Origin of the sequence: Streptomyces sp. NPDC018000, from assembly GCF_044328025.1 — a bacterium.
Lineage (GTDB): Bacteria > Actinomycetota > Actinomycetes > Streptomycetales > Streptomycetaceae > Streptomyces.
The window spans coordinates 1-26,212 of record NZ_JBIRGM010000023.1; the positions used below are offsets into that span (position 1 = coordinate 1).

Annotated in this window: 21 protein-coding genes and 3 pseudogenes; 10 read left to right on the plus strand and 14 right to left on the minus strand. The window is 68.2% G+C overall.

Annotation, left to right across the window (positions count from 1 at the left end; translation table 11 throughout):
- Positions 1–279: hypothetical protein (locus tag ACH4EW_RS28335; RefSeq protein ID WP_398261684.1), on the plus strand; the 279-nt coding region annotated here is incomplete at its 5' end.
- A gap of 11 nt (positions 280–290) precedes the next feature.
- On the opposite strand, the gene ACH4EW_RS28340 is transcribed toward ACH4EW_RS28335, so the two are convergent.
- Positions 291–1,328: an IS630 family transposase gene (locus ACH4EW_RS28340; protein WP_398261686.1), complete on the minus strand. Its 1,038-nt coding sequence runs from the start codon at positions 1,326–1,328 to the stop codon at positions 291–293.
- A gap of 110 nt (positions 1,329–1,438) precedes the next feature.
- Here ACH4EW_RS28340 and ACH4EW_RS28345 point away from each other — a divergent pair.
- Positions 1,439–1,615, plus strand: a pseudogene (locus tag ACH4EW_RS28345) (GNAT family N-acetyltransferase); the annotation flags it as partial.
- 199 nt (positions 1,616–1,814) lie between these two features.
- Here the strand turns inward: ACH4EW_RS28345 and ACH4EW_RS28350 are convergent.
- The 3 genes from ACH4EW_RS28350 to ACH4EW_RS28360 form a co-directional block, all read right to left on the minus strand.
- Positions 1,815–1,976 (minus strand): hypothetical protein, encoded by a 162-nt coding sequence (locus ACH4EW_RS28350; RefSeq protein ID WP_398261688.1) that lies wholly within the window; start codon positions 1,974–1,976, stop codon positions 1,815–1,817.
- A gap of 231 nt (positions 1,977–2,207) precedes the next feature.
- Complete coding sequence (locus tag ACH4EW_RS28355) at positions 2,208–2,798, minus strand: GNAT family N-acetyltransferase (RefSeq protein ID WP_398261691.1); 591 nt, start codon at positions 2,796–2,798, stop codon at positions 2,208–2,210.
- A 481-nt stretch (positions 2,799–3,279) separates the two neighbouring features.
- Complete coding sequence (locus ACH4EW_RS28360; RefSeq protein WP_398261693.1) at positions 3,280–3,990, minus strand: transposase; 711 nt, start codon at positions 3,988–3,990, stop codon at positions 3,280–3,282.
- 582 nt (positions 3,991–4,572) lie between these two features.
- Between ACH4EW_RS28360 and ACH4EW_RS28365 the strand changes: the two genes are divergently transcribed.
- Positions 4,573–5,505, plus strand: a complete 933-nt coding sequence (locus ACH4EW_RS28365) for a hypothetical protein (RefSeq protein WP_398261695.1) — start codon at positions 4,573–4,575, stop codon at positions 5,503–5,505.
- A gap of 308 nt (positions 5,506–5,813) precedes the next feature.
- Here ACH4EW_RS28365 and ACH4EW_RS28370 read toward each other — a convergent pair.
- Together ACH4EW_RS28370 and ACH4EW_RS28375 are read right to left on the minus strand one after the other, a co-directional pair.
- A pseudogene (locus ACH4EW_RS28370) lies at positions 5,814–6,151 on the minus strand (helix-turn-helix domain-containing protein); the annotation flags it as partial.
- An 81-nt stretch (positions 6,152–6,232) separates the two neighbouring features.
- A complete protein-coding gene (locus ACH4EW_RS28375; protein ID WP_398261697.1) occupies positions 6,233–7,978 on the minus strand; it encodes a LamG-like jellyroll fold domain-containing protein in 1,746 nt (581 codons plus the stop codon).
- Between the two features lie 172 nt (positions 7,979–8,150).
- Between ACH4EW_RS28375 and ACH4EW_RS28380 the strand changes: the two genes are divergently transcribed.
- The 3 genes from ACH4EW_RS28380 (at position 8,151) to ACH4EW_RS28390 (ending at position 9,463) form a co-directional block, all read left to right on the plus strand.
- On the plus strand, positions 8,151–8,615 hold the full coding sequence (locus ACH4EW_RS28380) for a GNAT family N-acetyltransferase (protein ID WP_398261699.1): 465 nt from the start codon (positions 8,151–8,153) through the stop codon (positions 8,613–8,615).
- Between the two features lie 135 nt (positions 8,616–8,750).
- Positions 8,751–9,227: a transposase gene (locus ACH4EW_RS28385; RefSeq protein WP_398261787.1), complete on the plus strand. Its 477-nt coding sequence runs from the start codon at positions 8,751–8,753 to the stop codon at positions 9,225–9,227.
- Complete coding sequence (locus tag ACH4EW_RS28390) at positions 9,227–9,463, plus strand: alpha/beta hydrolase (protein ID WP_398261783.1); 237 nt, start codon at positions 9,227–9,229, stop codon at positions 9,461–9,463. The genes ACH4EW_RS28385 and ACH4EW_RS28390 overlap by 1 nt, the downstream gene beginning before the upstream one ends.
- Positions 9,464–9,653: 190 nt before the next feature.
- Here the strand turns inward: ACH4EW_RS28390 and ACH4EW_RS28395 are convergent, their stop codons facing one another.
- Positions 9,654–10,196 carry a hypothetical protein gene (locus ACH4EW_RS28395; protein WP_398261701.1) on the minus strand — a complete coding sequence of 181 codons (543 nt, stop codon included), beginning with the start codon at positions 10,194–10,196 and terminating at the stop codon, positions 9,654–9,656.
- Positions 10,197–10,242: 46 nt separating this feature from the next.
- Positions 10,243–10,695, minus strand: coding sequence for a hypothetical protein (locus ACH4EW_RS28400; RefSeq protein ID WP_398261703.1), 453 nt, complete (start codon positions 10,693–10,695; stop codon positions 10,243–10,245).
- A 30-nt stretch (positions 10,696–10,725) separates the two neighbouring features.
- Between ACH4EW_RS28400 and ACH4EW_RS28405 the strand changes: the two genes are divergently transcribed.
- The 3 genes from ACH4EW_RS28405 (at position 10,726) to ACH4EW_RS28415 (ending at position 16,428) form a co-directional block, all read left to right on the plus strand.
- The gene (locus ACH4EW_RS28405) at positions 10,726–12,792 is read left to right on the plus strand and encodes a discoidin domain-containing protein (RefSeq protein ID WP_398261785.1); all 2,067 of its coding nucleotides are present in this window, start codon (positions 10,726–10,728) and stop codon (positions 12,790–12,792) included.
- 316 nt (positions 12,793–13,108) lie between these two features.
- A complete protein-coding gene (locus ACH4EW_RS28410; RefSeq protein ID WP_398261704.1) occupies positions 13,109–15,169 on the plus strand; it encodes an alpha-galactosidase in 2,061 nt (686 codons plus the stop codon).
- Positions 15,166–16,428, plus strand: coding sequence for an MFS transporter (locus tag ACH4EW_RS28415; protein ID WP_398261706.1), 1,263 nt, complete (start codon positions 15,166–15,168; stop codon positions 16,426–16,428). Before ACH4EW_RS28410 ends, ACH4EW_RS28415 begins: the two co-directional genes overlap by 4 nt.
- A 246-nt stretch (positions 16,429–16,674) precedes the next feature.
- Here the strand turns inward: ACH4EW_RS28415 and ACH4EW_RS28420 are convergent, their stop codons facing one another.
- Positions 16,675–17,310 carry a TetR/AcrR family transcriptional regulator gene (locus tag ACH4EW_RS28420; RefSeq protein ID WP_398261708.1) on the minus strand — a complete coding sequence of 212 codons (636 nt, stop codon included), beginning with the start codon at positions 17,308–17,310 and terminating at the stop codon, positions 16,675–16,677.
- Positions 17,311–17,371: 61 nt separating this feature from the next.
- Between ACH4EW_RS28420 and ACH4EW_RS28425 the strand changes: the two genes are divergently transcribed.
- Positions 17,372–18,706 (plus strand): GH1 family beta-glucosidase, encoded by a 1,335-nt coding sequence (locus ACH4EW_RS28425; RefSeq protein WP_398261710.1) that lies wholly within the window; start codon positions 17,372–17,374, stop codon positions 18,704–18,706.
- A gap of 181 nt (positions 18,707–18,887) precedes the next feature.
- Here ACH4EW_RS28425 and ACH4EW_RS28430 read toward each other — a convergent pair whose 3' ends face one another.
- From ACH4EW_RS28430 to ACH4EW_RS28450, 5 genes and pseudogenes are all read right to left on the minus strand, one after another.
- Positions 18,888–19,727 (minus strand): alpha/beta fold hydrolase, encoded by an 840-nt coding sequence (locus ACH4EW_RS28430; RefSeq protein ID WP_398261712.1) that lies wholly within the window; start codon positions 19,725–19,727, stop codon positions 18,888–18,890.
- 577 nt (positions 19,728–20,304) lie between these two features.
- Positions 20,305–20,559 (minus strand): hypothetical protein, encoded by a 255-nt coding sequence (locus ACH4EW_RS28435; protein ID WP_398261714.1) that lies wholly within the window; start codon positions 20,557–20,559, stop codon positions 20,305–20,307.
- A gap of 75 nt (positions 20,560–20,634) precedes the next feature.
- Positions 20,635–20,880, minus strand: a pseudogene (locus ACH4EW_RS28440) (IS21 family transposase); the annotation flags it as partial.
- 147 nt (positions 20,881–21,027) lie between these two features.
- Complete coding sequence (locus ACH4EW_RS28445) at positions 21,028–25,053, minus strand: Pls/PosA family non-ribosomal peptide synthetase (RefSeq protein WP_398261716.1); 4,026 nt, start codon at positions 25,051–25,053, stop codon at positions 21,028–21,030.
- 366 nt (positions 25,054–25,419) lie between these two features.
- Positions 25,420–25,581, minus strand: coding sequence for a hypothetical protein (locus tag ACH4EW_RS28450; protein ID WP_398261718.1), 162 nt, complete (start codon positions 25,579–25,581; stop codon positions 25,420–25,422).
- Positions 25,582–26,212: the final 631 nt, after the last annotated feature.

Consider the following 26,212-nt stretch of genomic DNA (forward strand, 5'->3'; position numbering starts at 1 on the left):
ACATTCCTGTCGGCCCTCCCACCCACGATCCCGGCAATCGTGAGGGACCAACGACCCCACCCCTACTCGAATCACGCCTTTCTCAGCAGAATCCTGAAGGCCAGGATTCCCTGCGAAGATCAAGGGATGGATGTGGAACTCGTTGCTGTCACCGTCGGCCACAAGCAGGTGATGACAAACCTCCTGCAGTTGTACTTGCACGATTTCTCCGGGATTCGACCGGCGGAGCTGTCCGCGCAGGGCACGTTCGACTATCCCTGGCTGAGTAGTGTCTCGTGATTCCGTTTGTGTCACTTCGAGTTGTTGCTGACCAGCTTCTTCATGGTGGTCTGGACGAGGCGGACCTTTGCGAGGACCTCGCCGGCGGTCGCGGTCCAGGTGAAGGGTTTCGCGTTCTCGTTCCAGGAGTCGATGTAGTCGCGGATCTGCTTGATCAGGACGTTGACGCTGGAGAAAGTGCCACGGCGAATCGATTGCCGGGTCAGGATCCCGAACCAGATCTCGACCTGGTTCAGCCAGGATGAGCCGACCGGGGTGAAGTGGAAATGGATGTGCGGGTTCTTCGACAGCCACGCCTTCACCTCCGGTGTGGTGTGCGTGGAGAGGTTGTCCAGGACGACATGGATGTCCTTCCCGGCGTGCGGTTTGACGGCCTTCTTCAGGAAGGCCAGGAAGTTCGCGGCGTTCCGGTTTGGCCTGCACTCGCCGAGCACTTCGCCGGTGGTGACGTTCAGGGCGGCGAACAGGTTCGTGGTGCCGTGCCGGACGTAGTCGTGGGTGCGTTTCTCGGTGGCCGCGAAGGCGACCGGCAGGAGGGGCTGGGTCCGGTCCAGCGCCTGGATCTGCGTCTTCTCGTCGATGGACAGCACCACCGCACCGCCCGGCGGGGCCAGGTAGAGACCGATCACGTCGGCGACCTTTTCCGCGAACGCCGGGTCCTTCGAAATCTTGAAGGTGCCACCGCGGTGTGGCTTGAGATTCTCCTCGCGCCAGATCCTCGCGATGTAGTGCCAGGACACCGAGATGCCCTCGCGCCGCTTCAGGTGATCGGCCAGGGTTCGCGTGGACCAGTGCGAAAGACCCGAATCGGCCGGAGGTGACATCTTTGTCAGCGCGATCACCCTTCCCCGCGTCCGCGGCGGCACCTGATCGCGCGGTCCTCCACGGCGCTTCTCCTCCAGGCCGGCCAGCCCGCGCGTGGCATAGCGGGCCTTGCAGCGGTCCACCGTCACCGGCACCACTCCGGCGAGTTCGGCAACATCCTTGCGACGCCGCCCCTCGGCGGACCACAACACAATCCGGGCCCGCAAGGCCACATCAGCAGACACATGACGCGAGCTCGCCAACTCCCGCAAATCATTCATCTGTTCAGAGGAGAGATCCATGCCGTGAACAACGAACCCATCGGCGCCAAGTAACTCAAACGGAATCACGAGACAGTAGCTACTTCAACGCCCCTGAGCGTGAGGCGTATCTGATTACCTCGGACGGCCGGCTTGCGGGCTTCGCCGTGATCCGGTGCGATGTCGAGGGCGATGAGGGGACCTGGAACGTCAGTGAGTTCTTCGTCGTTCGTGGCCATCGCCGCAGCGGTGTGGCGAGGGAAGCCGCAGGGCGGTTGTTCAGTCGGCATCCGGGAGTGTGGACGCTTTCCTACCTGCATTACAACAGCCCCGCCGCCCGATTGTGGCCAGCAGTGGTCGAAGGCGTCGCGGAGGGCCCTGTGATTCGCGTCGATCAGTATCCGCCCGCGGTTTCGGCTGCGACAGTCGGCCTGCGCTTTCACGTTCCGGGGGGAGGCGGGGCAGCGGACTCTACTTCAGGTCGTACGCGTAGGCCGTCAAGGTGTTCGGTGAGAAGCCCTGATCTGCCAAGTGGTCCAGGAACCGGCAGGCCGACCACACCGGCTCATCTTCGTCATCGACGAGTTGTACTCGGCGAACGATCCCGTCCTGATGCTCCTGAAGTACCCGCACCACAGCCTCCCCGGCCGCCACTCGGACGGCTCAACGAGGACGGCAAGCTCACCGCAACGCAGTCGGAACGACCCTCACCCGAAAGGTGTCCGGATAAGGAAATCCTCGGCCGCTACGCCTTCGCCCGGCCGGCCGGCCGGCCGGGCCTGCGGCAGCTGCGCGACCCAATCGCCCCGGACGAGGACGACGGCGAATAGCCTCGGGGCGAAGGCAGTCCGCCTTGGTCACCTTCTATGACTGCGACGGACCGTCTTGTCCTCGGGACTTGAGCCACTCTCGCGCGAGGAGTCCGTAGACGACGTCGTCGTCGCGTGATCCGTTGGGGAAGATCACGGCTTCGCGCAGCAAGCCCTCCTCGGTGAATCCCAGGCGGCGGGCTACGCTGCGACTGCGCGCGTTGTCGGTGCCGGTCCGCAGTTCGACACGGTCCAGGCCGATGTGGCCGAACGCCTGGTCCAGGACCGCCGTGGCGGCTCTGGTGACCAGCCCTCGGCCTTCGAACGCAGCGTCGATCCAATAGCCGATCTCGCCAGCCTTCATGGCCATGTCGTAGTTCAAGCTGACCGCCCCGACCAGTCGCCAGTCTCGGCCCGCCCGCACTGCGATATCAAGGGGCAACTGCGTTCCCTCAAGCCATGCGTGGCCTTGGCGCTCCAGGCGTGAGCGGGTCTCGTCGAGCGTTGTCGGGTTCTCCGCATCAAAGTCCGGGTCCCACTGCGCGAGGCGCTCGTAGTTGGCCATCAGCAGGGCGTGGTGAGCCTCCGCGATCGCGACCGTACGCGGTATCAGCGCCGCGTCGTCGCCGAGCGGCCACGTGAACATGGCAGGGGTAACCGTCGGCACTCGTTCTCCCGGGCTGGTGGCGGTGGTGCACAAGCCTCGATGGCCGACGCGGGGCGGTCAACTGGTTTTCGAAGCAGCGTGGTTACTCGCTCTCCTCTCCTCAAACGAACGAATGACGACAGGCGCAGCGGGCATCCAATGAACCCGGACTTTTCGGGGCCTGTTGGCGGTGCGGATCCAATCAGGTCCGATGGCGGCTGATGACAGGGTTTGCTGACAGCTAAGGGCTGTCCCGTAATCCCTGGTGGGCGCGCGACGACAGCTGCGGCACCTCGCCGTGTTGTCGGAACGCCCGAATACATCCAGTAGGCGAGGGGGACCCCCTGGACGGCGAGGAGGGTGAACAGGTCTGCGAGCCGACGCGGTTCGGTGCCCCGCAGCTGATGGCCGGCCGCGAGGCCGAGGACACCGACGAGCGGCCCACGGCCGGTAACGGGGGTCGTGGATGCTCCTATAGCTGTCAAGCAGCTGGAGCGACGTCGTTTTGGGTGATGTGTGCGGTCGGTGTGCTGGTCAGAGCGCGGTAGACCTCGCGGGCGACGAATCGCTTGAGGCAGCGCATGATGTCCCTCTTCGACAGTCCTTCCTTGGTGCGGCGCTCGACGTAGGCGCGTGTGCGTTCGTCGTAGCGCATGCGGACCAGCACGATGGTGTGCAGAGCGTTGTTCGCGGCCCGGTCACCGCACCGGTTGAGGCGGTGGCGGTGGGTGCGGCCGGAGGACGCGGGGATCGGCGCGACCCCGGCCAGATGCGCGAACGCGCCCTCCGAGCACATCCGTTCAGGGTTGTCCCCGGCCGAGGCCAGGAGCTGGCCGGCGGTCTCCGGACCGACGCCGAACAGCTCCAGCAATGCCGGGGCCGCCTGGGAGACGAGCGGGCCGATCTCAGCGTCGAGCTCGGCGATCTCGGTGTCCATCGCCTGGTGGCGGCGAGCCAGACGCCGCAGGGCCACACAGGTCGCGGCCAGCGGGCGGGACAGATCGTCACCGGGCCGCAGCCGGGCCAGGGTACGTATCAGCGCGGCCCGGTCCAGGCCCGCGACCTGCTCGCGCAGCATCGCGGGGGCCGAGACCAGCAGGCCGGTGGTGATCGAGAAGTGGGCGCCGGCCCGGCGGCAGGCGGCGATCACCCCGGCGTTGTAGAACTGCGAGTCGGCCCGCAGAATGCGCATGCCGGTGCAGCCGGCCTCTCTGGCGGTGCCCAGGGCCTTGCTCGCGCCGGCGTGCCGTTGACCGGCTGGGCCGTGCACGCCATCGCGTTGCACAAGCTGCTCGCCGCCACCCACCGCTTCCCTGTCAAGGCGGCGTGTTGAGTTTGGGCCACCCGGAAATCCGAGCTGCGCGGTCAACGGTTCACCGGTCCCTAAGGTGCCAGCGAGTTTGCGGCGGCCGGCGCCTGGGGCTCACTCGTGACCCGAGTCGGAGATTCTTGGGTAGTTTGCCCGACACCCAGGACTGCGGCCAGCGATGCCAAGACGAGCCGCGCACCGGTCGGAAGCGGGCTTGAACACCGATCGATCGACGTGGAGAACCACTGAGGAACGTTCAGCTCAGGTCACTGGAGCCGTCCCGAAATTCGGTGGATCCTCCGCTGCGGGCGAGAAATAATCCAGCGGGGAATCGGGGCGAGGGGTGCTTGTTTGGACGTGTTCGTGTGTGCCGGGTGCGGCACGGAGCTGACGGCGCCGGTGTCCCGAGTCGCCCTCCCAGTCCACACCCACTTCGGGGGGTGGGAGGAACTCCATCCTCCGCTGATGGATCCCTCCACGTACGCCGTCGACCCCCTGCCCACCGGACCACCCTGGCGGTTGTGGGATGAGGTCGGAGAGGACGCGGCTGCACGGCAGGGCGTGTACGCCCCGGTGTACTCCGTCTCCTTCGGCGCGCGGGACCGGATCGTCATCGCCCCGGGCGACTCCCGGTCCATGGTCCTGATCCCTGAGAAGTGCGAGGGCTACTGCCGGGGTGTGGACGGCCGGACGGGCCCCAACCTGGCGTGCGTGGGGTGCGGGCGGGCCGTGGCGACCCGCATTGACGACTGCGGATCGTGGCAGACGGTGTGGCTGGAGCCCGCCGCGGTCGTGCGCCACTCCTCGGGGCTGCCGGCCGGCCCGCCCCCCGACTGGGACGTCGTGGAGCGCGTCGAGCACCGCGTCCCACCCGTCGAACCCGACGGGTCGTGGAACCGTCGCTGGGAGGCGGCGGTCGGAGTCGTGCTGGCCCACCTCGTGGCGACCACCGAGGACAGCCCGGTGACCCTCTCCGCCGGCCCTGTCGCCGAGCTGCTCGGCCACGCCGTAGGCCGGTACCTCTCCACCGGGCCCGGGGCCCGGACCGTGGGGCTGGCCGGCCCTGGGATCCGTACACCCCGGCCCCGTCCCGACATCCTCCTCGTCCCCCGCCACCCCCTCACGGGCACACCCTGGCGCCCACCCGGCGACGAGCAGGCTGTGGTGCCGCTGGACAGCGGAGTCTGGGCGTACCTCGCCCACCCGGGCGAGACCTCGCCGATGCCCGCGACGGGCGTGCTGCCGGAGGGCGTGCTGCGCGACGACTACTCCCTGCCGCCGCACCCGTGGTACCCGCTGACGCCCAACCACCACGCCTTCGAGTACACCCTGGTCGGGCTGCCCGCCGTACGCGGCCTCAGGCTGCGCAGGTGTCGCGACGCGTCCCGTCAGACTTGAGTCGGAAGTTCGCCGGTAGTCTCCGTCTCGATCGATCGATGCCCGGGTCCGCTTCCGACCCGGGATGCGGCTCGTTTCGGCATCGCTGACCGCAGGGCCGGGGCGAGTTTGCCCGGTGAGCCGTGGGTTGAGATCACGTAGGCGGGCGATGCGGCCCTCGCGCGGGTCGGGCTGCCGGCCCGCCGCCCAGGCAGCTGCCCGCCGCTTCTCGAACTCGTCCTCGAGGTGGACCCAGGGCCGGTAGAGGGACGCGAGGGAGATGCCCGCCTCGCAGGCGAGCGTCTTGACGACTCAGGAGCCGCCGCGGGATCGACGTGCACCAGCTCGCCGGGGCGTTCGCGTCGTAGCGCCGTATGACGCGGCCGGTGGCGCGGTCCAGACGGTTCAGGCGGGCCAGGCGGTAGTGGGTCAGGACCCGGTGGACGGTCGCCGGGTTCAGGCCCAGCGAGAAGGCAATGCGGGCCGGCCCCCAGCGCCGCAGCACGCGGACCTTGGTGATCCGCCGCTCGGTACGGGTCGGGGTCCGTCGCGGACTGTGGTGCGGGCGCGAGGACCGGTCGGTCATGCCTGCCTCGCCCAACTCGCGGTAGCGGCCGGCCCACCGCTGAGCCGTCGTGGGCGATACCTGGAAACGTTCGTCAGCCCGGCCTGACCCGTACGGGGCCGGCCAGGCGGTCAGGCCTCCCGACGCGAGCGCCTGCGCGTTGGTGCCGGGGCTCCAACCGGATCACGGCCGGAGTAAACCGCTGATCTCCACCTCGGTGAGGGCACGGTCGAAGGTCATGACGTCCTTGATGCTGCCCGGGAAGTAATCGACCGGCCTCCTGCCGTAACGGGCGCGGCCGATGACGAAGGGCCCCTCGGACACGATCAGAATCCTGTCGCGGACCGAACCCTCCTGGACGCCGTTCACGAAGAGACGCAGCTCCCCGGCGAAGCTGTCGCAGACACCGGTCAGGTGGGTCCATTCACCGGCAACCGGCTCGGTCCTCGAAGTGACGCGCAGATCCGGGCGGGCGAAGGCCCAGCGGCCTTCGTCGGAGGAGTACTGGAGGTAGAAGCCGCTGGTCTCCTCACCGTCCTGGCTCACCGCGGTGACGAAGTGCGGGGGGATCACACCGAGCCGGACCCATGCGCTGACGGTGAAGCTGCCGCGCGCGGTGTCGATCACCGCGGAATCGGTGGCCACTTCACTGCTGAACCCGTTGAACTCGGCGCCCTCACCGTGGCTCGTACCCCACCTGACCGCCGTGGCCGTGGCGTGGTGGCGTCCGGTTACGTCCATCGCCCGTACTCCGGAACGTTCGTCGAGCCGCCAGGCCCCGACGGGGCGAGGCCCCGCGGGCACCGGCCCTGACCCAAACGTGGGGGACGGAGCCACGGGAGCCGCCACCTTCTCGTACGCTCCGGCAGAGCTGCCCGGAACCTGGGAGACGGCCAGAACCACCGCCTCTGCGATCCCGGCGGCGGCCGGGGCCGTCGCGTCGCGGCGTATGGACCGGCAGGGGTCACCCGGCGCCGGTGACTGCCCGCCGGACGCCACCGGCGAGGAGAGCTGCATCCCGCTGTACTGGTTGAAGATCTCCGCGAGGGTGGCCCGCTGCGTGGGCACGCCGGCCTGTCCGCCGGCGGCCGAGTGGTCGGCCGCCGGCGGACAGGCCCAGGGAGCGGTCGGGGCCACCCGCCGGAGGATCTGCTGCGGAGTGGGGCGGAGCGCCGGTTCCTTGGCCAGACAGTCGGCCAGCAGAGCACGCAGCGCGGGGTCCGGGACGGCCTCCAGGTCCGGGGCCTCGTACACGATGCGGTAGAGCATGACGGGCGCCGACCCCACGCCGAACGGGCCAACGCCGATGGCCGCGAAGGCCAGCACCGCGCCCAGCGAGAAGACATCGCTGGCCGCGGTGATCTCGCCGCCGTTGACCTGCTCGGGGGACATGAAGCCCGCCGAGCCAATGGGGACCCCGGTCCTGGTGAGGCGGGTGGCGTCGAATGCCCGGGCGATACCGAAGTCGATGACGCGCGGGCCGTCGTCGGCGAGCAGCACGTTGGAGGGCTTCAGATCGCGGTGCACCAGCCCGGCCCGGTGGATGGAAACCAGGGCTTCGGCCAGGCCTGCAGCCAGCGCGGCCACCGTCACCGGCGGCAGGGGCCCTTGGTCGACGATCGCCTGGTGGAGCGACAGACCGGCGATGTAGCTGGAAACCATCCAGGGCTGTTCGGCCTCCGTGTCGGCGTCGATCACCGGGGCGGTGAAGGCTCCCCCGACCACACGCGACGCCTGCACCTCGCTACGGAACCGGGCCCGGAACTCCGGCTCGTGCACCAGCGACGCGTGCACCATCTTGATCGCCACGGACCGCCCGCTCGGTGAACGCCCCAGGAAGACCCGCCCCATCCCGCCTTCACCCAGACGACCCACCACCCGGTAGTCACCCAGGAAGCTCGGATCCCCTTGCTTCAACGGCTGCACCACGACGAACCCCTCCCGTACACACTTACCGGACCGCCGCAGCTTACGGGGGTACAGGGGTGACAGCGGACAGCGCAAGATCCTGGCAGGCGGACGGTTCGGGTCTTACGACCTGGTCCGCGACAGAGGGCCGGAGGCAGCGCAGGTCATCGGTGCGAACTGACAGCATGGCCCCATGGATGCAGTGGATCTCGTTGAACTCGTTGTGCGTTGCGTCAGGGAGTCGGAGGCAGACATGCTGGTTGGTATCGACTCGGTCGCGGTTGAAGGTGACAGGGAGCGAGCGGCGAGTATCCGGAGGTGGTGCCAGCAGGGCCTGGTGGTCGTAGCGGAAGGTGCGTCTGGTCTGTCTGGCTACTGTGTAGTTGAGTACACATTCTTCGAACAGGGCTTCGTCACGATGCTGATGGTCGCACCATCCGCTCGCGGCAGAGGCGTTGGCCGTCGGTTGCTGGACGCCGTGGCGGCCTCGTGCGAAACCCAGAAGTTGTTCACCTCGACCAACGTCTCCAACCAGCCGATGCAGCGGCTGCTGCAACGAGCTGGGTGGAGGCCAGTCGGCCTTCTCCACGGCCTTGATGAGGGTGACCCCGAACTGTTCTACCTCTGCCAGACGAAGACCAGGACGATGCACCTGTGACCCGTGACGTGACGGCGACCGCACGGGTTCTTCGAGCGTGACCAAGAAGTGGGCCCGTGCGACCTTGACCCATCCTGCCTTCTGCGGCGTCTCCCGTACACATCTCGGCGATTCTCTCGAAGAGTTGGCTGCCCCGTGGCTCGCCCGGTGCGGTGCGAGTCGGAGCTCCGTGAGCGCCGTGGTGCCGAGCGGCAGCGAGAGGCGGATGCCGGGCACGACCAGACCGCGATGCGTACCGAGCGCATCGCCGAGCAGTTCCGACTCCATCCGAAGGCGACAGCCGAGGTCGACGAGGGATACCGGGGCCTGGCCAACGAGTTCCCCGACCAGGTCAGTGCCCCGCCGAAGAAGCCGAAAGACGACGCGCCGCTCGGCGACCAGTACGCCTGGCGGGAAATGCGGCGCAGGCAGCCCTCGAAGCGAATCTGCGTCGAGCACGCCAATGCCGAGCTGCGGCATTGGCGCCCGCTCCAGCGATACACCAGCCGACGCGAGGACTACACCGAGACCCACCATGCGATCGCTTCGCTGGTCTCGGATCGCTCAGCCCGCCGGCCAACCCGCCGCAAGCCGAGCACCGAACTCGTGCTCGCCCGGCAGAGCGCCTGCTGATCAACCACCAGCCGACTCGCCAGGCCAGCACGCCCGGACCTCGATCGCGGACCACCCTCTACGCCGGCGCCGAGGCCATGCGCAAGCAGTGGCCGAGCTCCAGGCTGCTCACCGTGAAGGGCGCCCGCCAACACGGCCTGTACGGCGAGTACGGCAACGCCTGCGTCGACAAGCGCGTCAACACCTACCTGCGCACGGGACGGCTCCCCGCGCACGACCTGACCTGCGAGGCGTAGCCCTGGCAGCGGCTGACAGCGGTACCTGGCCGACGCGGGCGGTGCCGACGTCGACCGGGGCGCACACACCGATACCGGCCCGAGAAATCAGCCCGCGCCACATTGGCTGCACCGTGCTGCATGTCACTTCGCCATGGTTTCGGGAGCAACGGACCGTGACCCACGTCAGTTCAAGGAAACCGAGGGCTGTTCAGCGCGAACCCGCGGGTCCAACGGTGTGCTTCAGGTCTGTGCAATCCGTGAGTTCGGTTGGAACACGAGGATATTGAGCGAGCCGGTGGGCTTCGGCCGTGACATCGGCGTCGACCTGCGCCGGTGTTCTGTCGCTGTATTCGAGGATGTCGTACTCGTCATCGAGTTCGGCGAGCCGTTCGGCCGGCGGCAGCTCGTGTCCGAAGCGCTGGTGGATCCGGAAGGCCAACTCTCGTGGGGTCAGCTCGCCGACGACCATCCGGGCAGCAAGTGCTCGTGCGGCGGCTTCCTGGCCGCCAACGCTGCCGGGTGGATGGAAAGCGAGGCCCAGTTCGTCGAGTGCTGGGGGGAGGAGGTCGGGAACGTCGTAATCCGCCTCCGCGCGTGTGCAAGCGGCAAGGATCCGTAGTGCAGGACCGTCGAGGCCGGCAACGAGTGCATCACAGGCGGCGTTGACGACGTCGGTGGCACGGATCTCGCCGATGCTCCAGAGAACGGCATGGTCCTGAAGCGCGCGGGCTGCTGATTCGGTCGACGGCATCTGTCCATGATCTCTTCACAGGGTGAACCAGGGCGAGCGGATTTCGTCACTGTGATGCCTGCTCAGCGGTCTCCCCCAGCAGTGCGCGCGCCGAGTCCGGGTAGCGGATGGCGGTCTTCTCGTCGATACCGAAGACGAGTGCGAGGTGGAGTGGGTCGGCGTCATGGGTGAGAGCCTCCTCGAGCTGGCGGTCGACACGGGGCCGTTCGAGGGTGGCGGTGAGGTTGCGGGTGTCCCGGGTGGTCCAGAGCTTGCCAGCCGGGCCGAGTTCGACGGCGGTCTTCTGAGTGATCAGCAGGTGAGGGTTGGCCGTGGTCGGCCAGCGGCTGCGACGGCAGTCAAGCCAGTCCAGGAGAGCGCGGCGCCGGAATCGGCGCCCCTGCTCCCGGGTGCGCGAGCACCCCGTCTCCGGTGGCGTGCTCTTCCCCGTTTCCCGGCGATAGCCCTCGCCGAGGGGTTGGCGTTGCGGGCTCGGGTCCCTAACGTATGAGCGAAACATGAGCCCAACTCACATTTAAGGATTCATGTGATGATAACAGTTCAACCTCCGCGCCACAGACCCAGATCCCTCACGGTGGTGTTACTGCTCCTCACCGTGATGGCCCTGGCACTCGGTTCGATGCCCAGCTCCGCGGCGGAGCCCGGCTGGTGGAATCCGACCGCGCGGCCCGCGCCCGACTCTCAGATCAACGTCACGGGCGAGCCCTTCAAGGGCACCGACGCCCAGGGGCGCGTCAGGGGCTTCGTCGACGTCCACGACCACATCATGTCCAACGAGGGCTTCGGCGGCCGGCTGATCTGCGGCAAGCCGTTTTCGGAGCAGGGTGTCGCCGATGCACTCAAGGACTGCCCCGAGCACTACCCGGACGGCTCGCTCGCCGTATTCGACTTCATCACCAAGGGCGGCGACGGCAAGCACGATCCCAACGGGTGGCCCACGTTCAAGGACTGGCCCGCCCACGACTCGCTGACCCACCAGCAGAACTACTACGCCTGGATCGAGCGGGCATGGCGCGGTGGCCAGCGGGTGCTGGTCAACGACCTGGTCACCAACGGCGTGATCTGCTCGGTCTACTTCTTCAAGGACCGCGGCTGCGACGAGATGACCGCCATCCGTCTTGAGGCGCAGAAGTCGTACGACATGCAGGCCTTCATCGACAGGATGTACGGCGGCCCGGGCAAGGGCTGGTTCCGGATCGTCACCGACAGCACGCAGGCCCGCGAGGTCATCGAGCAGGGCAAGCTGGCCGTCGTCCTGGGCGTCGAGACCTCCGAGCCGTTCGGCTGCAAGCAGATCCTGGACGTCGCGCAGTGCGGCAAGGAGGACATCGACCGCGGCCTGGACGAGCTGTATGAACTGGGCGTGCGCAGCATGTTCCTGTGCCACAAGTTCGACAACGCCCTGTGCGGGGTGCGCTTCGACTCCGGCGCCCTCGGAACGGCCATCAACGCGGGCCAGTTCCTATCGACCGGCACCTTCTGGAAGACGGAGACCTGCCGCGGCCCGCAGCACGACAACCCCATCGGTAACGCGAAGGCGCCTGAGGCGGAGAAGCAGCTGCCGGAGGGGGTGTCCGTCCCCACGTACACCTCGGACGCGCAGTGCAACACCCGTGGGCTGACCGACCTGGGTGAGTACGCGGTGCGCGGCATGATGAAACGCAACATGATGCTTGAGATCGACCACATGAGCGTCAAGGCCGCGGGTCAGGCCTTTGACATCCTGGAATCCGAGTCGTACCCGGGCATCATCTCCTCGCACAGCTGGATGGACCTGGGCTGGACCGAGCGGCTCTACAAGCTCGGCGGATTCGCCGGCCAGTACATGAGCGGCTCCGAGCAGTTCAGCGCGGGGGCCAAGCGCACGGACGCGCTGCGCGAGAAGTACGGGGTCGGCTACGGCTACGGCACCGACATGAACGGTGTCGGCGGCTGGCCGGGCCCGCGGGGCGAGGGCACCCCGAACCCGGTGAAATACCCGTTCCGCAGCACGGACGGCGGCTCGGTGATCGACAAACAGACCACCGGCGAGCGCACGTGGGACTTCAACACCACTGGCGGCGCGCACTACGGCATGGTCCCGGACTGGATCGAGGACATCCGGATCGTCGGCGGCCAGGAGGTCGTGGACGACCTCTTCGCGGGCGCCGAGTCCTACCTCCGCACCTGGGGGAACTCCGAGAAGCACAAGTCCGGGGGGAACCTGGCCTCGGGCGCGGCAGCCTCGGCGTCCTCGTCGGAGTGGTGGAACCCGTTCGTCAACTTCGCGCCCGGCCAGGCCGTGGACGGTGACACGGGCACCCGCTGGGCCAGCGAGTGGAACAACGACCAGTGGCTGCAAATCGACCTCGGATCCACGCACCCGGTCAAGCGCGTCACCCTCGACTGGGAGGCGGCGTACGCGAAGTCGTACCGTGTCGAGCTGTCGGAAGACGGCACGAACTGGAAGACGGCGTGGTCCACGGCCGCCGGTGACGGCGGCCTGGACACGGCGCGGTTCGCCGGAACCAGCGCGCGCTATGTACGGATCCAAGGGCTGGAGCGCGGCACCGAATGGGGCTACTCGCTCCGAGAGGTCGGCGTCTACAGCGGCTGACGGCACCAGTACGGCGGCGCCCAGGGCCGGGGCCGGCCGGATCAGCTCTCCTGATCCGGCCGGTCCCGGCCGGCTTCCCGGAGCGTTCGCCGCCCACGCCGCGCAGAGCGCAGGGACTCACGCGCCGCGAACTCGGTCACCGTCCATCCCCGAGAGACCGTCACGCCGGACAGCCGGAATCGGCGTCTCTCCTTCCGGACGTGCGAGGGCCCCACTGGAACGATCTTCGACAGCCCGCGTCAGGGGGTTGGCGTCGCGGGCTCGCTTGCCTAACGTATGAGCAGAACATGAGCCAAGCTCACATTTAAGGATTTGCGTGATCACTCACCACTCCGAAGCCCGCCTCTGGCTCCTGAGTACTCCCGGCACCTCCTACGCCTTCCAGCTGGACGCCGACGACGTCCCCCGGCACGTGCACTGGGGCCGGCCGCTGACCCTGGAGCAGGCCGTCGTGATCGCGGCCGACCTGCCCGCCGAGGACCCCGGGGGCGACGACCCCGGCGGTGAGGAGTACGCGGTCGAGGGCGGCCTGCGCTTCGGGACGCCGTCGCTGACCGTCCGGTTCGACGACGCCGTCCGAGGCTTCGAATGGCGGTTCGTCTCGCACACGGTCGAGGACGACCGGCTCACACTCTCCTTCACCGACCGTGTCCGCTCCCTTGCTCTCGACCTGCACTACCGGATCCGGGACGGCCATGACCAGATCGAGCGCTGGGCCGTCCTCACTGCCAAGGAGCCGGTGGACGTCCTGCGGTTCGACTCCGCCGCCTGGACGCTGCCCGCACGCGACGACTACCGGGTCAGCCATGTGGTGGGGGAATGGGGCCGGGAGTTCCAGCTCCAGCGCGACCGGGTGCCCGTCGGGGAGACCGTGTTCACCAGCCGCCTCGGCATCACGGGACAACACGCCGGACCCTGGCTGATGCTCGACGCGTATGACGCCGCCGAGGAGCACGGCGAGGTCTGGAGCGCGGCCCTGGCCTGGAGCGGCAGCCGCCGGATCACACTGCGCCGCGACCCCTGCGGCCGCGCTTCCTGGACAGGCGGGTTCGGCCACGAGGGTCTGGTCTGGAAGCTGCTCCCCGGCGAGCGTCTGGAGACCCCGGTCTTCACCGGGCTGTATGCCCCCGACGGCTTCGGCGGCACCAGCCGCCGCTGGCACGCCTACGTCGAGGACCAGGTGCTGCCCGCACGGCCGGCCGAACGCCCACTGATCTTCAACTCGTGGGAGGCGACCGAGTTCGACATCACCGAGCAGCAGCAGACCGAACTGGCCGAGCTGGCCGCGGGTCTCGGCGTCGAGGTCTTCGTCGTGGACGACGCCTGGTTCGGCGCCCGCACCAGCGACATGGCCGGGCTCGGCGACTGGTGGCCCAACCCCGACCGTTTCCCTGACGGCCTGGGCCCGCTCGCCGACCATGTCCGCGCGCTGGGCATGGGCTTCGGCCTGTGGGTCGAGCCCGAGGCGGTCAACCCCGACAGCGACCTCTTTCGTGCGCACCCTGACTGGATCCTCCGCCAGGACGGCCGTACCCGCACGCAGCGTCGCAACCAGCACGTGCTCAACTTCGCCCGCCGCGACGTCCGCGAATGGGCGGTCGAATGGCTGGTCAGGACCGTCACCGAGCTGGACGTCGTCTTCCTCAAATGGGACATGAACCGGCCCTTCAGTGAGGCAGGGCAGCCTGGGGCCACCGATCCCGACCGGGTCTGGATCGGGCACACGCGAGGCGTCTACGAGGTGATGGACCAGCTGCGCGCCGCGCGTCCCGGCCTGTACCTGGAGTCGTGCGCGGGCGGCGGCGGCCGGGCCGACCTGGGCGTGCTGGCCTACGCGGACCAGGTCTGGACGTCCGACAACACCGACGCCGCCGACCGGGTCGCGATCCAGCACGGACACTGCCAGCTGCTGCCCGCCCGGACCATGGGTGCCTGGGTCACCGACAGCCCGAACAGCTTCACCGCCCGCCCGACCTCGGTCCGGTACCGCTTCCACGTCTCGATGGCCGGGGCGATGGGCATCGGCGGCGACCTGCGGAACTGGAGCGAGGAGGATCTGGCGTGGTCCCGGATGCTGGTCGAGCAGTACAAGCGGATCCGGCCCGTGGTGCACGGCGGCGTCCAGTACCGCTTGGAGCACCACGCCGTGCAGTACCTCACCGAGGACGAGGTCGTCGTCTTCCAGTTCCAGCCGTCCGCACTGACCCGCACGGCCGCCCGTACCCGCCTGAAGGGCCTTGACCCCGACGCCCGCTACCGGGACGAGGCCACCGGCGCCGTGCACGAGGGCGCCGTCCTGCTCAGCCACGGTCTCCCGCCGCTGCTGTCCTTCGACTGGACGAGCGAGCTCATCCACCTCAAGAGAGTGCCCAGATGACCCTCGCCCCCGAACGGCCCGAGGCCCTCGCCGAGCCGACCCGCAAGGTCGGCTCCGGCTGGATCGCCCTGTATGTCCTGGCCAACATCGGGATGTTCGTCCCGATGCAGGCGCCGACCACGTTCCTGATGCCCGCGCAGATCGCGCAGATCGACCCGGCGGGGAAGGTCGGCAGTTACGCCTGGGTCAGCATGATGGGCGCGATCTCGGGAATCGTCATCGCGCCGCTGGCCGGCGCGCTCAGCGACCGCACCACCAGCCGGTTCGGCCGCCGCCGACCGTGGCTGATCGCGGGCTCGCTGGCCTGCATGGCGGCGCTGGCCTGCATCGGCGTCCAGACGACGGTCGCCGGAGTCGCGCTCGGCTCTCTCGTGCTGTCCGCCTCCTTCATGGTCATCGGTGCCGGGCTCTCCCCGGTGGTGCCCGACCAGGTCCCGGTCGGACAGCGCGGTGTGGTGCTGGGCTGGGCCATGGTCCCGCAGGCCGGCAGCATGATCGCGGGCGGGCTACTGCTCGGGCTTGTCACGGGCTTCCCCGCGCAGTACCTGCTGATGGCCTCGTTGCCGCTACTGATACTGCTGTTCGCGACCGCCATGAAGGACGCGCCGCTCCCCCGCCGGCACCGCGAGCCGTTCTCGCTGCGTACCTTTCTGGACGGCTACCGGATCAGCCCGCGCGAGCACCCCGGTTTCGTCTGGGCGATGAGTTCCCGGTTCATCATGGGGCTGGGCTACGGCCTGGGCACGCTCTACATGCCGTACTTCCTGGACGACGTCCTGCACTACGAGCGGTTGTTCCCCGGCCAGTCCACCGAGGACGCCCTGCTCATCGTGATCGGCGTCAACTGCCTGGCCACGATCTCGACGGTCGTCCTCAGCGGCTGGCTGTCCGACAAGCTGGGCAAGCGCCGCATGCTGGTCTTCCTCGGCGGCGTCACGATGGCCGTCGCCGCGATCCCACTCGCGCTGTCGCCCACGTGGACCATGACCCTGGTCGCAGCCGTCATCCTGGGCCTGGGCTACGGCGTGTACCTGGCCGTCGACACCGCCCTGGTCACCGAGGTGCTCCCTGCCTCGGCGGACCGCGGCAAGGACATGGCCCTGGCCAACCTGATGACTTCCCTGCCCTACGTTCTGGCTCCCCCGATCGCCTCGATCGTGCTCGGCAGTCTGGGGGGCTACCGCTCGCTCTTCCTCTGCTCCGCGGCCATGTCCGTGCTGGGCGCGGTATTGGTCTGGAAGGTCAAGAGCGTCCGATAGCGCTCAGGAGGACGGCGGCGCCCTCCGGCAGCACGTCGGTGATTCGCTCGCAGTGACCACGACAGCGCCCGAGCGGCCCCAGCCGTTCGCGCTTTCGGCCGCGGAACACGCCTTGACCACCACTCGTAACCAGTGCCGCATCAGGCAACGTTCGCCCTGCTCACGCCCTCGCGGAGGCGTTCGGCAGCGGCGGATACTTCGGGCAGAGCGAGTCGAAGCCGTCCGCAAGGGATGACGGGACAGCCCTTAGTTGCCAGGGGGCCGGATTCGATCGTTCAGATAGCTGTTAAGGACTCGTTTGCACTCGGCAATCAGCTGGGAGTCGCCCTGCGGATCGGTACGGAAGGCCAGTTTCAGCACGCTGTCCGCGCACTCCAGGGCCACCCGCACAGCAATCTCAAGTTCGGTGTTGCCCTGGACCCCGGTCAGGGTGGTGGTCAGTGTGCGCAGCCGTTCGGCGACCGCAGTGTTGTTGTCCAGGGCCGGCTCCAAGATGTGGTCCTGTCCCGCCGCGCCGAAGTCGACCACGCCGAAACCGGTGATCGTCCGGCGCATGGTGACGAATTCGTCGACGGTCACATCCACGATGCCCGAGATGTCTTCGGGCTTCCCGTACTCCAGCTGGGCCGCGACCCGCTCCAAGAAGGTCTCCAGATTGCGGGCGGCGAGCGCGCCGATCAGCCCCTCCCTGTCGGAGAAGAACTGGTAAAGGGTGCCGATGGGCACCTCGGCTCTGCGGGCCACCTCCTTGGTGGTCAGCGCGGCATAGCCGACCTCGTCCAGGAGTTCGGCGCAGGCGTCCAGCAGCCGTTCGAAGCGTTCGGCGCTGCGCTTCTGGACTGGCAGCCGACGCAGCGTCCCTGCGGTGCGATCTTGATTCACGCTTCCATCATCCCATCGGACAGACTAACGTGAGCCCTACTCATGTTTCAGGAGGTTGAGCGTGACACTGGACCATCTGTCCGCGGACTTCATCTGGGGCGCCTCGACGGCGTCGTATCAGATCGAGGGCGCCACCAAGGAGGGCGGCCGCGGACCGTCGGTATGGGACACCTTCACTGCCCGCCCCGGTACAGTCCGCGACGGGCACACCGGTGACGTGGCCTGCGACCACTACCACCGGTACGAGGAGGACCTCGCGCTGATGGCCGAGGCGGGCCTCACCGGCTACCGCTTCTCCATCGCCTGGCCCCGGATCCAGCCGACCGGTAAAGGTGAGGTCAACCCCCAGGGCCTGGACTTCTACGACCGGCTGGTCGACGGCCTGCTCGCACGCGGCATCGAACCTGTCCCGACCCTGTTCCACTGGGACCTCCCACAGGGCCTCGAGGACGGCGGCGGCTGGCTGAACCGCGACACCACGCACCGCTTCGCCGAGTACGCCGCCATCATGGCCGACAAGCTGGGCGACCGCGTCCAGAAGTGGATCACACTCAACGAGCCGTTCATCCACATGGTCTGGGGCTACGGCCTCGGCACCCACGCTCCGGGCCGCACCCTGTTCCTGAACTGCCTGCCGGTCGCCCACCATCAGCTGCTCGGCCACGGCCTGGCGCTGAGGGAGCTGCGGGCACGCGGCCTCCAGGTGATGATCGCCAACAACTGCACCCCGGTCTGGCCCGCCTCGGACGCTCCCGCCGACCGCGCCGCCGCGCAGGCCTATGACAACCTGCACAACCGCCTGTTCAACGACCCGATCCTCACGGGCACCTACCCCGACCTGTCGGCCTTCGGCGCGGACACCACCCTCGGCGGCTCCGTCCGGGACGGCGATCTCGAACTGATCTCGGCCCCCCTGGACGCGCTCGGCATCAACTACTACAACCCGACCCGGATCCAGGCGCCGACGTCCGAGGGGCTGCCGTTCGAAGAGGCCCCCATCGAGGGCTACCGCCGCACCGCCTTCGACTGGCCCGTCGTCCCCGACGGTCTACGGGAACTGCTCGTCGGTCTCAAGGAGCGCTACCCGGCACTCCCGCCGGTTTACATCACCGAGAACGGCTGCTCGGTCGAGGACGTCATCACCGCGGACGGCACCGTTCCCGACCTCGACCGCATCGACTACTTGGACACCCATCTCCAGGCCGTCGACGCCGCCGTGGCCCAGGGCGTGGACGTGCGCGGCTACTTCACCTGGACCCTGATGGACAACTTCGAGTGGGCCGAGGGCTTCCACCAGCGCTTCGGTCTCGTCTACGTCGACCACGACACCCAGGTCCGCACCCCGAAGGCGTCCTTCGCGTGGTACCGCGACCTCATCCGCGCTCAGCGCGGATGAGCCGCCCGCCGAACTCGCACGGATTCCGTACGCGCTCCGGCGGATCCCGGAGGCCAGGCGGCCCGAGCCACCGATCGGCAACTCGGGCCGGACCCGCGTCCCGGCGGCAAGGAAGAAGTCCATGGGGCAGCTTCCTCCCAGGGTAACGAGCTGCCAAGACCCAGGGCTCAGACGCAGGTTGTCAGGCGCGCGCGGCGTTCTTGGCGATGCTCGTGACGATCTGGTCGGAGAACGGCGCGGGTAGGTCGTGGCCCATCGCGTCGAGCGGTAGGTAGATCGAGTCGGCGAGCGCGGCGTGGGTCGCCTCGCCGCCGGCGATTTTGATCAGTGGATCTTCGGCACCGTGGATCACCAGCGCCGGGAGCCTCAACTGCTGGAGGCCTTTCCTGCGGTCAGGCGCGATCACGGCCGCGGTCACCTGGCGTGCTCCGCCGTCGGGGTGCTGCGCGCGGTCGTATGCCTGCGTCGCCAGCGCGAGGCGGCGCTCGCGCTCGCTGTCCGCATAGGTCTTCGAACCGATGGTCGCGTACAGGCCGGCGATCTGCGCGATGGCGGCCTCGCGATCCTGTGGAAGCGGTTTGGTCAGCTCCTGCAGCACATCGCCGTCGGCCATGCCGATGCTGATGTGCGGCGTGCTCATGATTGAGCACAGGCTGAGCACGCGCGGCGAGTGGTCAATCGCGAGCCGCTGGGCAACCATCCCGCCCATCGAAGCGCCGACGATGTGCGCCTGCTCAATTCCGAGATGGTCGAGCAGCTCGACCGTGTCGCCCGCGATGGCTTTCAGGAAGTACTGGCTCGGCGTGGTCTTCCATTCCGTCAGACCGCTGTCGCGATTGTCAGGACGAATCACCCGGTAGCCCCGCTCGCCGAGCCCATCGACGATCTCCTGCGGCCAATGGATCAGTTGCGAGCTGAGTCCCATGATCAGCAGCAGCGGCTCCCCCTCCGGGTCCCCCTCGTCACGGAAGCACATTCTCACCGTCGTCAGCTCAGCGAACTGATCGCGCTCATCGCTCATGGCATCCTCTCTGACAGCTGAAGCCCCCTGCCAGCCAAACAGCGTCAGCTCGACGCGGCGTAGACAGCTCCGCAACGCCAGGCCCCGGCGCCGTACCGGAAAGCAGAGTGGGGCGGGCCCGACGGCCCGCCCCAGAACAACGAGTCAGCGATCAAGAAGAAACGCCCCAGCTGGGCACCCGCTGGGCGCGGCGCTCGGTCAGCTCGTCCTTCCAGCCCTTCAGCGGGAGCCACGGGACGCCTCATCCAGCGAGCTGGGCACGCGTCCATGCGTCCTTGGGCGTGCGGGCGGCGTTGGTCCCTTCAGGTGACGGCAGTTCAGGCATGTGAGGTCAACGAACGACCGGGCCGGGTGTTACCTGTCAGCTGGTCAGGGTGTCGATGGACCGGCCCCAGCGGTTTCGCTCGCCGGGGCGGGGGTCGTACAGGGCCCGGCCGCCGGGGCGGGGTCGGACGCGACCGACAAGCTCCCGAACTCCTACTCCAGCATCCTCAAGGACGGGCACGCCAGAGACACCGGCAGGGCCCGGACCGGAGAACAGGTTGTCGGCCGTGGCGTTCGAATGGGGATCAGACCGTCAGCGGCGGCCGGTCGCGGCAGGCACCCGGCCCGGCACGGGAAGCACCTCCGGGCAGCGCTGCGCATCCGCATCCGCGCTCGTGTCCACGGGCGGTTCGCCGCTGCGGGATCCCACCCGCGCCGGCAGCCCCTGCGCGGTGAGCCGCTCGGCCACCCGGCGCCCGGCCCTTCCGGTGCCGTCGATCACCAGGGTCGTCTTCGTTCCTGCCCGCCGAGCGTTCTGCTGGATGGCGCGCGCGTCGGCGGACGCCAAGGGCGTCGCGGGTCTCCAGCATGCCGGACAGTCGCAAGGCCTTGAGGGACTCCCGCAGGGCGGCGTCCATGACGGTCATCGGGATTCGACCTCGGCTTCGTCGTGAACCTGGTCGTTGTGGTCATCGTCCGGCGTGTCGGGGGTCGCGACGGAGGCGCAGAGCCGGGCCGGACCATGAAGAAAGACCGCGGCTCCGGCGTCTGCGCTGATCTCGGGGTCGGTCTCGGTGCCGGCGATGAGGATGCCCTTGATGGTGCGGTAGGTCGGGGCGCCGACCGCGATGGCCCTGGCGCAAGCGACTTCCAGCCGCGTGTCGCCGTACGACGCCCCGGTGGTCGTAGTGACGTTCCATACCCTGGTTGCGCAGCAGCCTGAGGGTGCGCCACACCGAGGTGGCGGCTTCCCTGGGCGAGCGGCCCGGCGTCGTGAATGCCGCCGGGCGGTATCTGCCCGGACGTCGCCGCTCGTTCATGTCCCTGCGTTCGGAGTCGGGGTGGGGCTCCGCTCGACGACTCCTTCGGCCGGGATCCCACGCCAGCTCGTCCCAGGTGCGAGGTGCTCACCCTTCATGAGCAACGACAGTGCGCCGAGCCGGACGTCCTCGCCCACGAAGGAGTCGTAGAGCACCACCGAGCGTGTGCCGATGCTCGCGCCGTCTTCGACCGTGACCAGGGACATCTTCATGACGCGGTCTTCGAACAAGTGTGTTTGCAACGATACGCGCAGGCCGATCGCGGCGTTGTCCCCGATGTCCACGAGGTCGAACTCCGTGAGAAAGGTGGTGCCGATCCAGGTTCCTTTGCCGACGCGCGCCCCGAAGAGGCGAAGGATCACCGGCAGATACGGCGTCCCGATCAGGAAGCCCGCCCCGGCCGGTACCGCGGCCGCCTCGAAAAGGCCGGTGACGAACTCGGTACGACGCACGAACAGACTCCACAGAGGCTCGACCCGGGGGCGGTAGACGCCGATGACCAGGCGCTTGACCGCCGCACAGTACGTAATGACCACGAGGCTCGCGATCATTACGAGAACCGGCGTCGCAAGCACGGGCACCAGCAGGCCCGTTTGGCCGGTCAGCCCGGACAGTGCCAGAAGGTACAGATAGGCGCTCAGGCCCAGCACAGACGCAGGCATCGTCATGCGGAAGAACTCGATGCCCAGGCGTTGAAGCACCGCCTTTCGAGTCGGCCGGAACGTCAGTTCCTCGGGGAATGAGCCGCTGCTCTGCCGCACAGGCAGACGTATGGCGGGCGATCCCAGCCACGTAGTGCCGTCGGTTACATCACCCTGCGGCGGCACCGTACTCACTCCGACCAGGGACCCCGGTCCGGTCCGTGTTCCCGAGAGCAGGAGCGCGGAATTGCCGACGAACGCGCGCCGCCCGACCTCGGTGGGGCCGAACGCGACCTGGCCGGCCGCGAACGAGGCACCTCCGACGTTGGCCAGGTCCGCAACGAAGCTGCCTTCGTGGAGAGTGAGCAGGTCCGGGTCGATGTGCGAGACAGTTGAGACCTCCGCGCTCCGGCCGATCCGGGCGCCGAGCAGCTTCAGCCAGGGCACGGTGTAAAGAGTGGCGTACAGCGAGTTAGTGAAGGTGAGGCTGATCTCCAGTAGTTTGTCCGACACCCATTTGCGTACGCCGAGCGATGAGCGCACCGGATAAGTGCCGACCGGCGCTCTCGGCAGGGTCAGGCGCTTGCCGGCGGCGACCACGCAGCAGACGGTGAACACGAACAGCGGACCGGACAGCGCGGTGGCGACGATGCCGCCCTTGGTGCCCCAGCTCAGCGCCGCCCACCAGAACAGCACGATTTCTGGGAGGGCCGTTGCCAGTGCGGCGGTCTCCAGCAGCACCAGGCCGACGATCGCGGCAGTGAGATGTCGCGGTCGCCATCCGTCCGTGTCACTGGGGGCACGCAGCATGGTCTCGACGTCGGGGGCCAGAGCCTGCACCGGATGCGGTGGCGATCCGGCCCAGCGTGCACCGGCTGGAACCGCCTCGTCCTGGCCGATGACGGACTGTTCGCCGAGCCCGGAGCCGGCTCCCATTCGTGCGCCAGGTTCGAGGACGGCGTTGGCCCCCACGAAGGCGTGCGGCCCGATCTCGATCGGCGCGACCGTGACCCAGCCGTCCGACACCTGCCACGGATTTACGGAGACTCCATAGCCGATCGAGGTGTCGGCGCCGACGCGCAGCATGGCCGGCAGCGTGATCGTGCTGGTGGCGATGGTGGTACGTGGTCCGATGCGCGCCCCGAGCAGTCGCAGGTAGACGGCCATCATGGGGGAGCCGCTGAGCACCGGCAGCGGGGCGAAGCTGAGCAGCAGATTCACCGTCCAGAGTCGTAAGTAGACCCGGCCCCACAAGCGGTGGCGGCCCGGCCGGATACCCGCCGACAACGGTCGAACGAGGGCGACCGGTACGAGCCAGCGCACGCCCACATAGCTGAGATACGCACCGGCTGTCGTCTGCACCGACGCCCCGACCGAGATCTGGCCACCGTGTCGGCTGTACACATACGCCACAGGCAGGCCGAGCACAAGCAGCAGCAGGTAGATGGCGCCCACCTGCACAGCTCCGGCAGCGGCGATCCGACCGCTGCGATGGCGGATCGGCTCCGGGCGGGGTGGAGCAGCCTGCCGCCCCTTACTGGACGTGGCACTCAGCCGGACCGTGAGCCCGCGTACGGTCGGATACGTATAGAGGTCACGCAACGTGGTGCTCGCGCCGATGTCCCGGTCACGCAAGACCGATACGACCTTGGCCGCCAGGAGTGAATGACCTCCGAGGTCGGTGAAGAAGTCCGCCTCGACCGACAGCGCCTCGGGCTCAATCCCGAGTACTTCCGCCCAGGCGTCGCGTACCCGCGTCTCCAACTCGCCCTCAGCCGCGACCAGTCGGCCGCCGCTCACCAGCCTCCGGCCGGTCGGCGCGGGCAGCCGTTTACGGTCCACCTTGCCGCTGGCCATGAAGGGAAAACTGGGAAGGACGTCCAGAAAGGACGGCACCATGTACGCGGGCAGTCTGCGCCGCAAATGCTTGTGCAACCTGGCGACCAGGGCGTCCTCTTCTTCCACACGGCCCGAGGCGCGGACCACGTAGGCACACAGTTCACCGCTGCCCACGGCCGCGGTGGCGCCGCCCCTGCCGCGGTCCGGAGCGACTGTCAGCGCGGTGACTGCCTCAGCCACGCCAGGGTCTTCCAGCAGGACGCTGTCGATCTCGCCGAGATCCACCCGGTAACCCCGGATCTTCACCTCCTCGTCGGCCCGGCCCAGAAACTCGACCTCGCCGTCCGGGGTCACCCGGCCGAGGTCCCCGGTGCGGTAGAGCCTGCTGCCCCGCGGTGCCAGCGGGTGCTCGATGAACCGGACGGCCGTCAACTCCTGCCGTCCGATGTAGCCGCGGGCGACGCCGGGACCCCCGATACAGATCTCACCCACCTCGCCGTCGGGCACACGCCTCAATTGCTCGTCGAGGAGCACCACCGAACAGGTCGGCAGTGGCTTTCCGATCGTCACCACCCGGCCCGGCCTCAGTTCCGCCCAGGTCGCGGTCACGGTGGCCTCGGTGGGGCCGTAGGTGTTGAGCATGCGCCGTCCCGGTCTGCTCCACCGCTCGACAAGCTGAGCGGGACAGGCCTCACCGCCGACGACAACGGTGCGGATGTGCGGCAGCTCCCGTGGGATCGTCTCCAGCAGCGTCGGTACGCAGTACAGAATCGTGATCCGCCGGTCATCGAGGAAATCGCCGAGTTCCGCGCCAAAATACCCGGAACCAGCCGGACCTGCGACAAGAGTGGCACCGACCGACCACGTCGGCCAGATCTCCTCGATGGAGAAGTCGAAGGAGACGGTCATTCCCTGATACACGCGGTCGTCGTGCCGCACGTCGTAGACCCGGGGAACAACATCAAGAAAGTTGCAGATGCTCGACTGGGCGACCTCCACTCCCTTGGGCCTGCCACTCGACCCGGAGGTGTACATGATGTATGCGGCGGGGTCACCATCCCGCGTACCGGGCTCAGGCGGGTCCGGTAGCGGCCTGGCGGTGGGCATGACGGCCAGTTCACCGGTGTGCGCGTCCAACTCGACCACCCGGCACGTGAGACCGGACGAGGCCTGGGCGAGAGCGGACGTGGTAAGCAGCAGGTCCACATCTGCGTCTTTCGCGATGTACGCGAGCCGGTCCGGAGGCGATGCCGGATCGACCGGCACGAGCACCGCACCGGCCTTTCCCACCCCGAGCAGCGACACGTACACCTCCACGGACCGCGGCATCATGAGCGCGACCCGGGCGCCGCGGCCAACCCCCAGGCCACGGAGAAAGTGAGCGAGCTGGTTGGCACGTGCCTCGACCTCGGCATAGGCCAGTACGTGGTGGTCGCACTCAAGTGCCGTGGCCGACGGAGCACGGTCACAGGCGGATTCGAAGACGTGGTGCAGGCGCCGGTGCACCTCTCCCGGCGGCATCGCGCCCGGAACAGCGACCATCTTTGTGCATCCCGTCCTGTATCGATATCAATGTGCGGGCCAGGACCGCTGAGCCGGGAGCACCCGGTCCGTCCGTCCACTCCCCCCGATCGCAGTCACTTCACCCCTTGGACCGGTCGGCAAATGGGGGCGGGGTCGCGGGGCTGGGCAGCCTCGGAATCATCCAGCCCACGTCCCGCCAGGTACCGCAGGCACTGGGCGGGGTGAGTACGCCGTCTACGACGATAGACCTTGACGTTGGCCATGCTGTGTCATCACAGATGACGGTCGCTGTGTCGTTGACCTGAAGGAGGGACACGAGCCTGAGGGATTCTTCCGGTAGCCGGCCTGGCGGTGGCGGCTTGGGACACTATGGCTGGTGGTTCGTCACACGGCCCTGGCCGGGTAATTGGTCCGTGATCGGATGGGTGAGTCAGGGGCGAAGTTGCCGAGGAACTCCCGCCAGCACTTACGCGGGCGGATGAGGTAGTACAGCTTGCCGGTGGCCGGATCAAGGGCGGCGAGCATCTCGTCCGGCGGCAGGAACAACGACCACGACGACGCATCGTCCCGCCGAACGCGGTTGCACGATCAAGAGCGCGGCCATCGGTAACCTCGCCGCCAAAAACCTCGACCAACTGGCCACCGCCGTAAAGCGCAGCCTCAAGAAGATCCAGTACCGACCTCACCTGGTCGACGGCTGATGCCGGTGCCCTTGACCGCCTTGACGAACTCGGCATCGAACCGTTCCTTGCTCCTCGGTGTCCAGGATCTCCACGTGCTGGGGTCCAATCATGCTGTTGCCGAAGCGGTCTGACAGGGAGCCGATGTGGCAAGGCGGGATCACGGTGTTCTCCAGGCAGACGGCCGAAGCCGGCGCATCGTCCAGCACCCTCTCCGGATCGGGGAACGCCTTGGCACTGAGCGCGCGCATCGCACACGGGTCTGCCGCTCAACCGCCTCCGTGATGGTCGGGGCCGTCCGCCCGTATCGGTCATCCCCTGCGCGTACGGGCCGGACGCGGCGAAGACAGTCTCCGCCGATAACGGTTACTTCTCACGGGTCGGCCGCGGTCGGCGGACCGTACAGGGCCACTCCCCGCGATCGCTCCCCACATGCGCGGGTCGAGATCGGTGACTCAGGCGGGGCGCGGCGATGTCGCCGACGGTTGCGTCCGGTG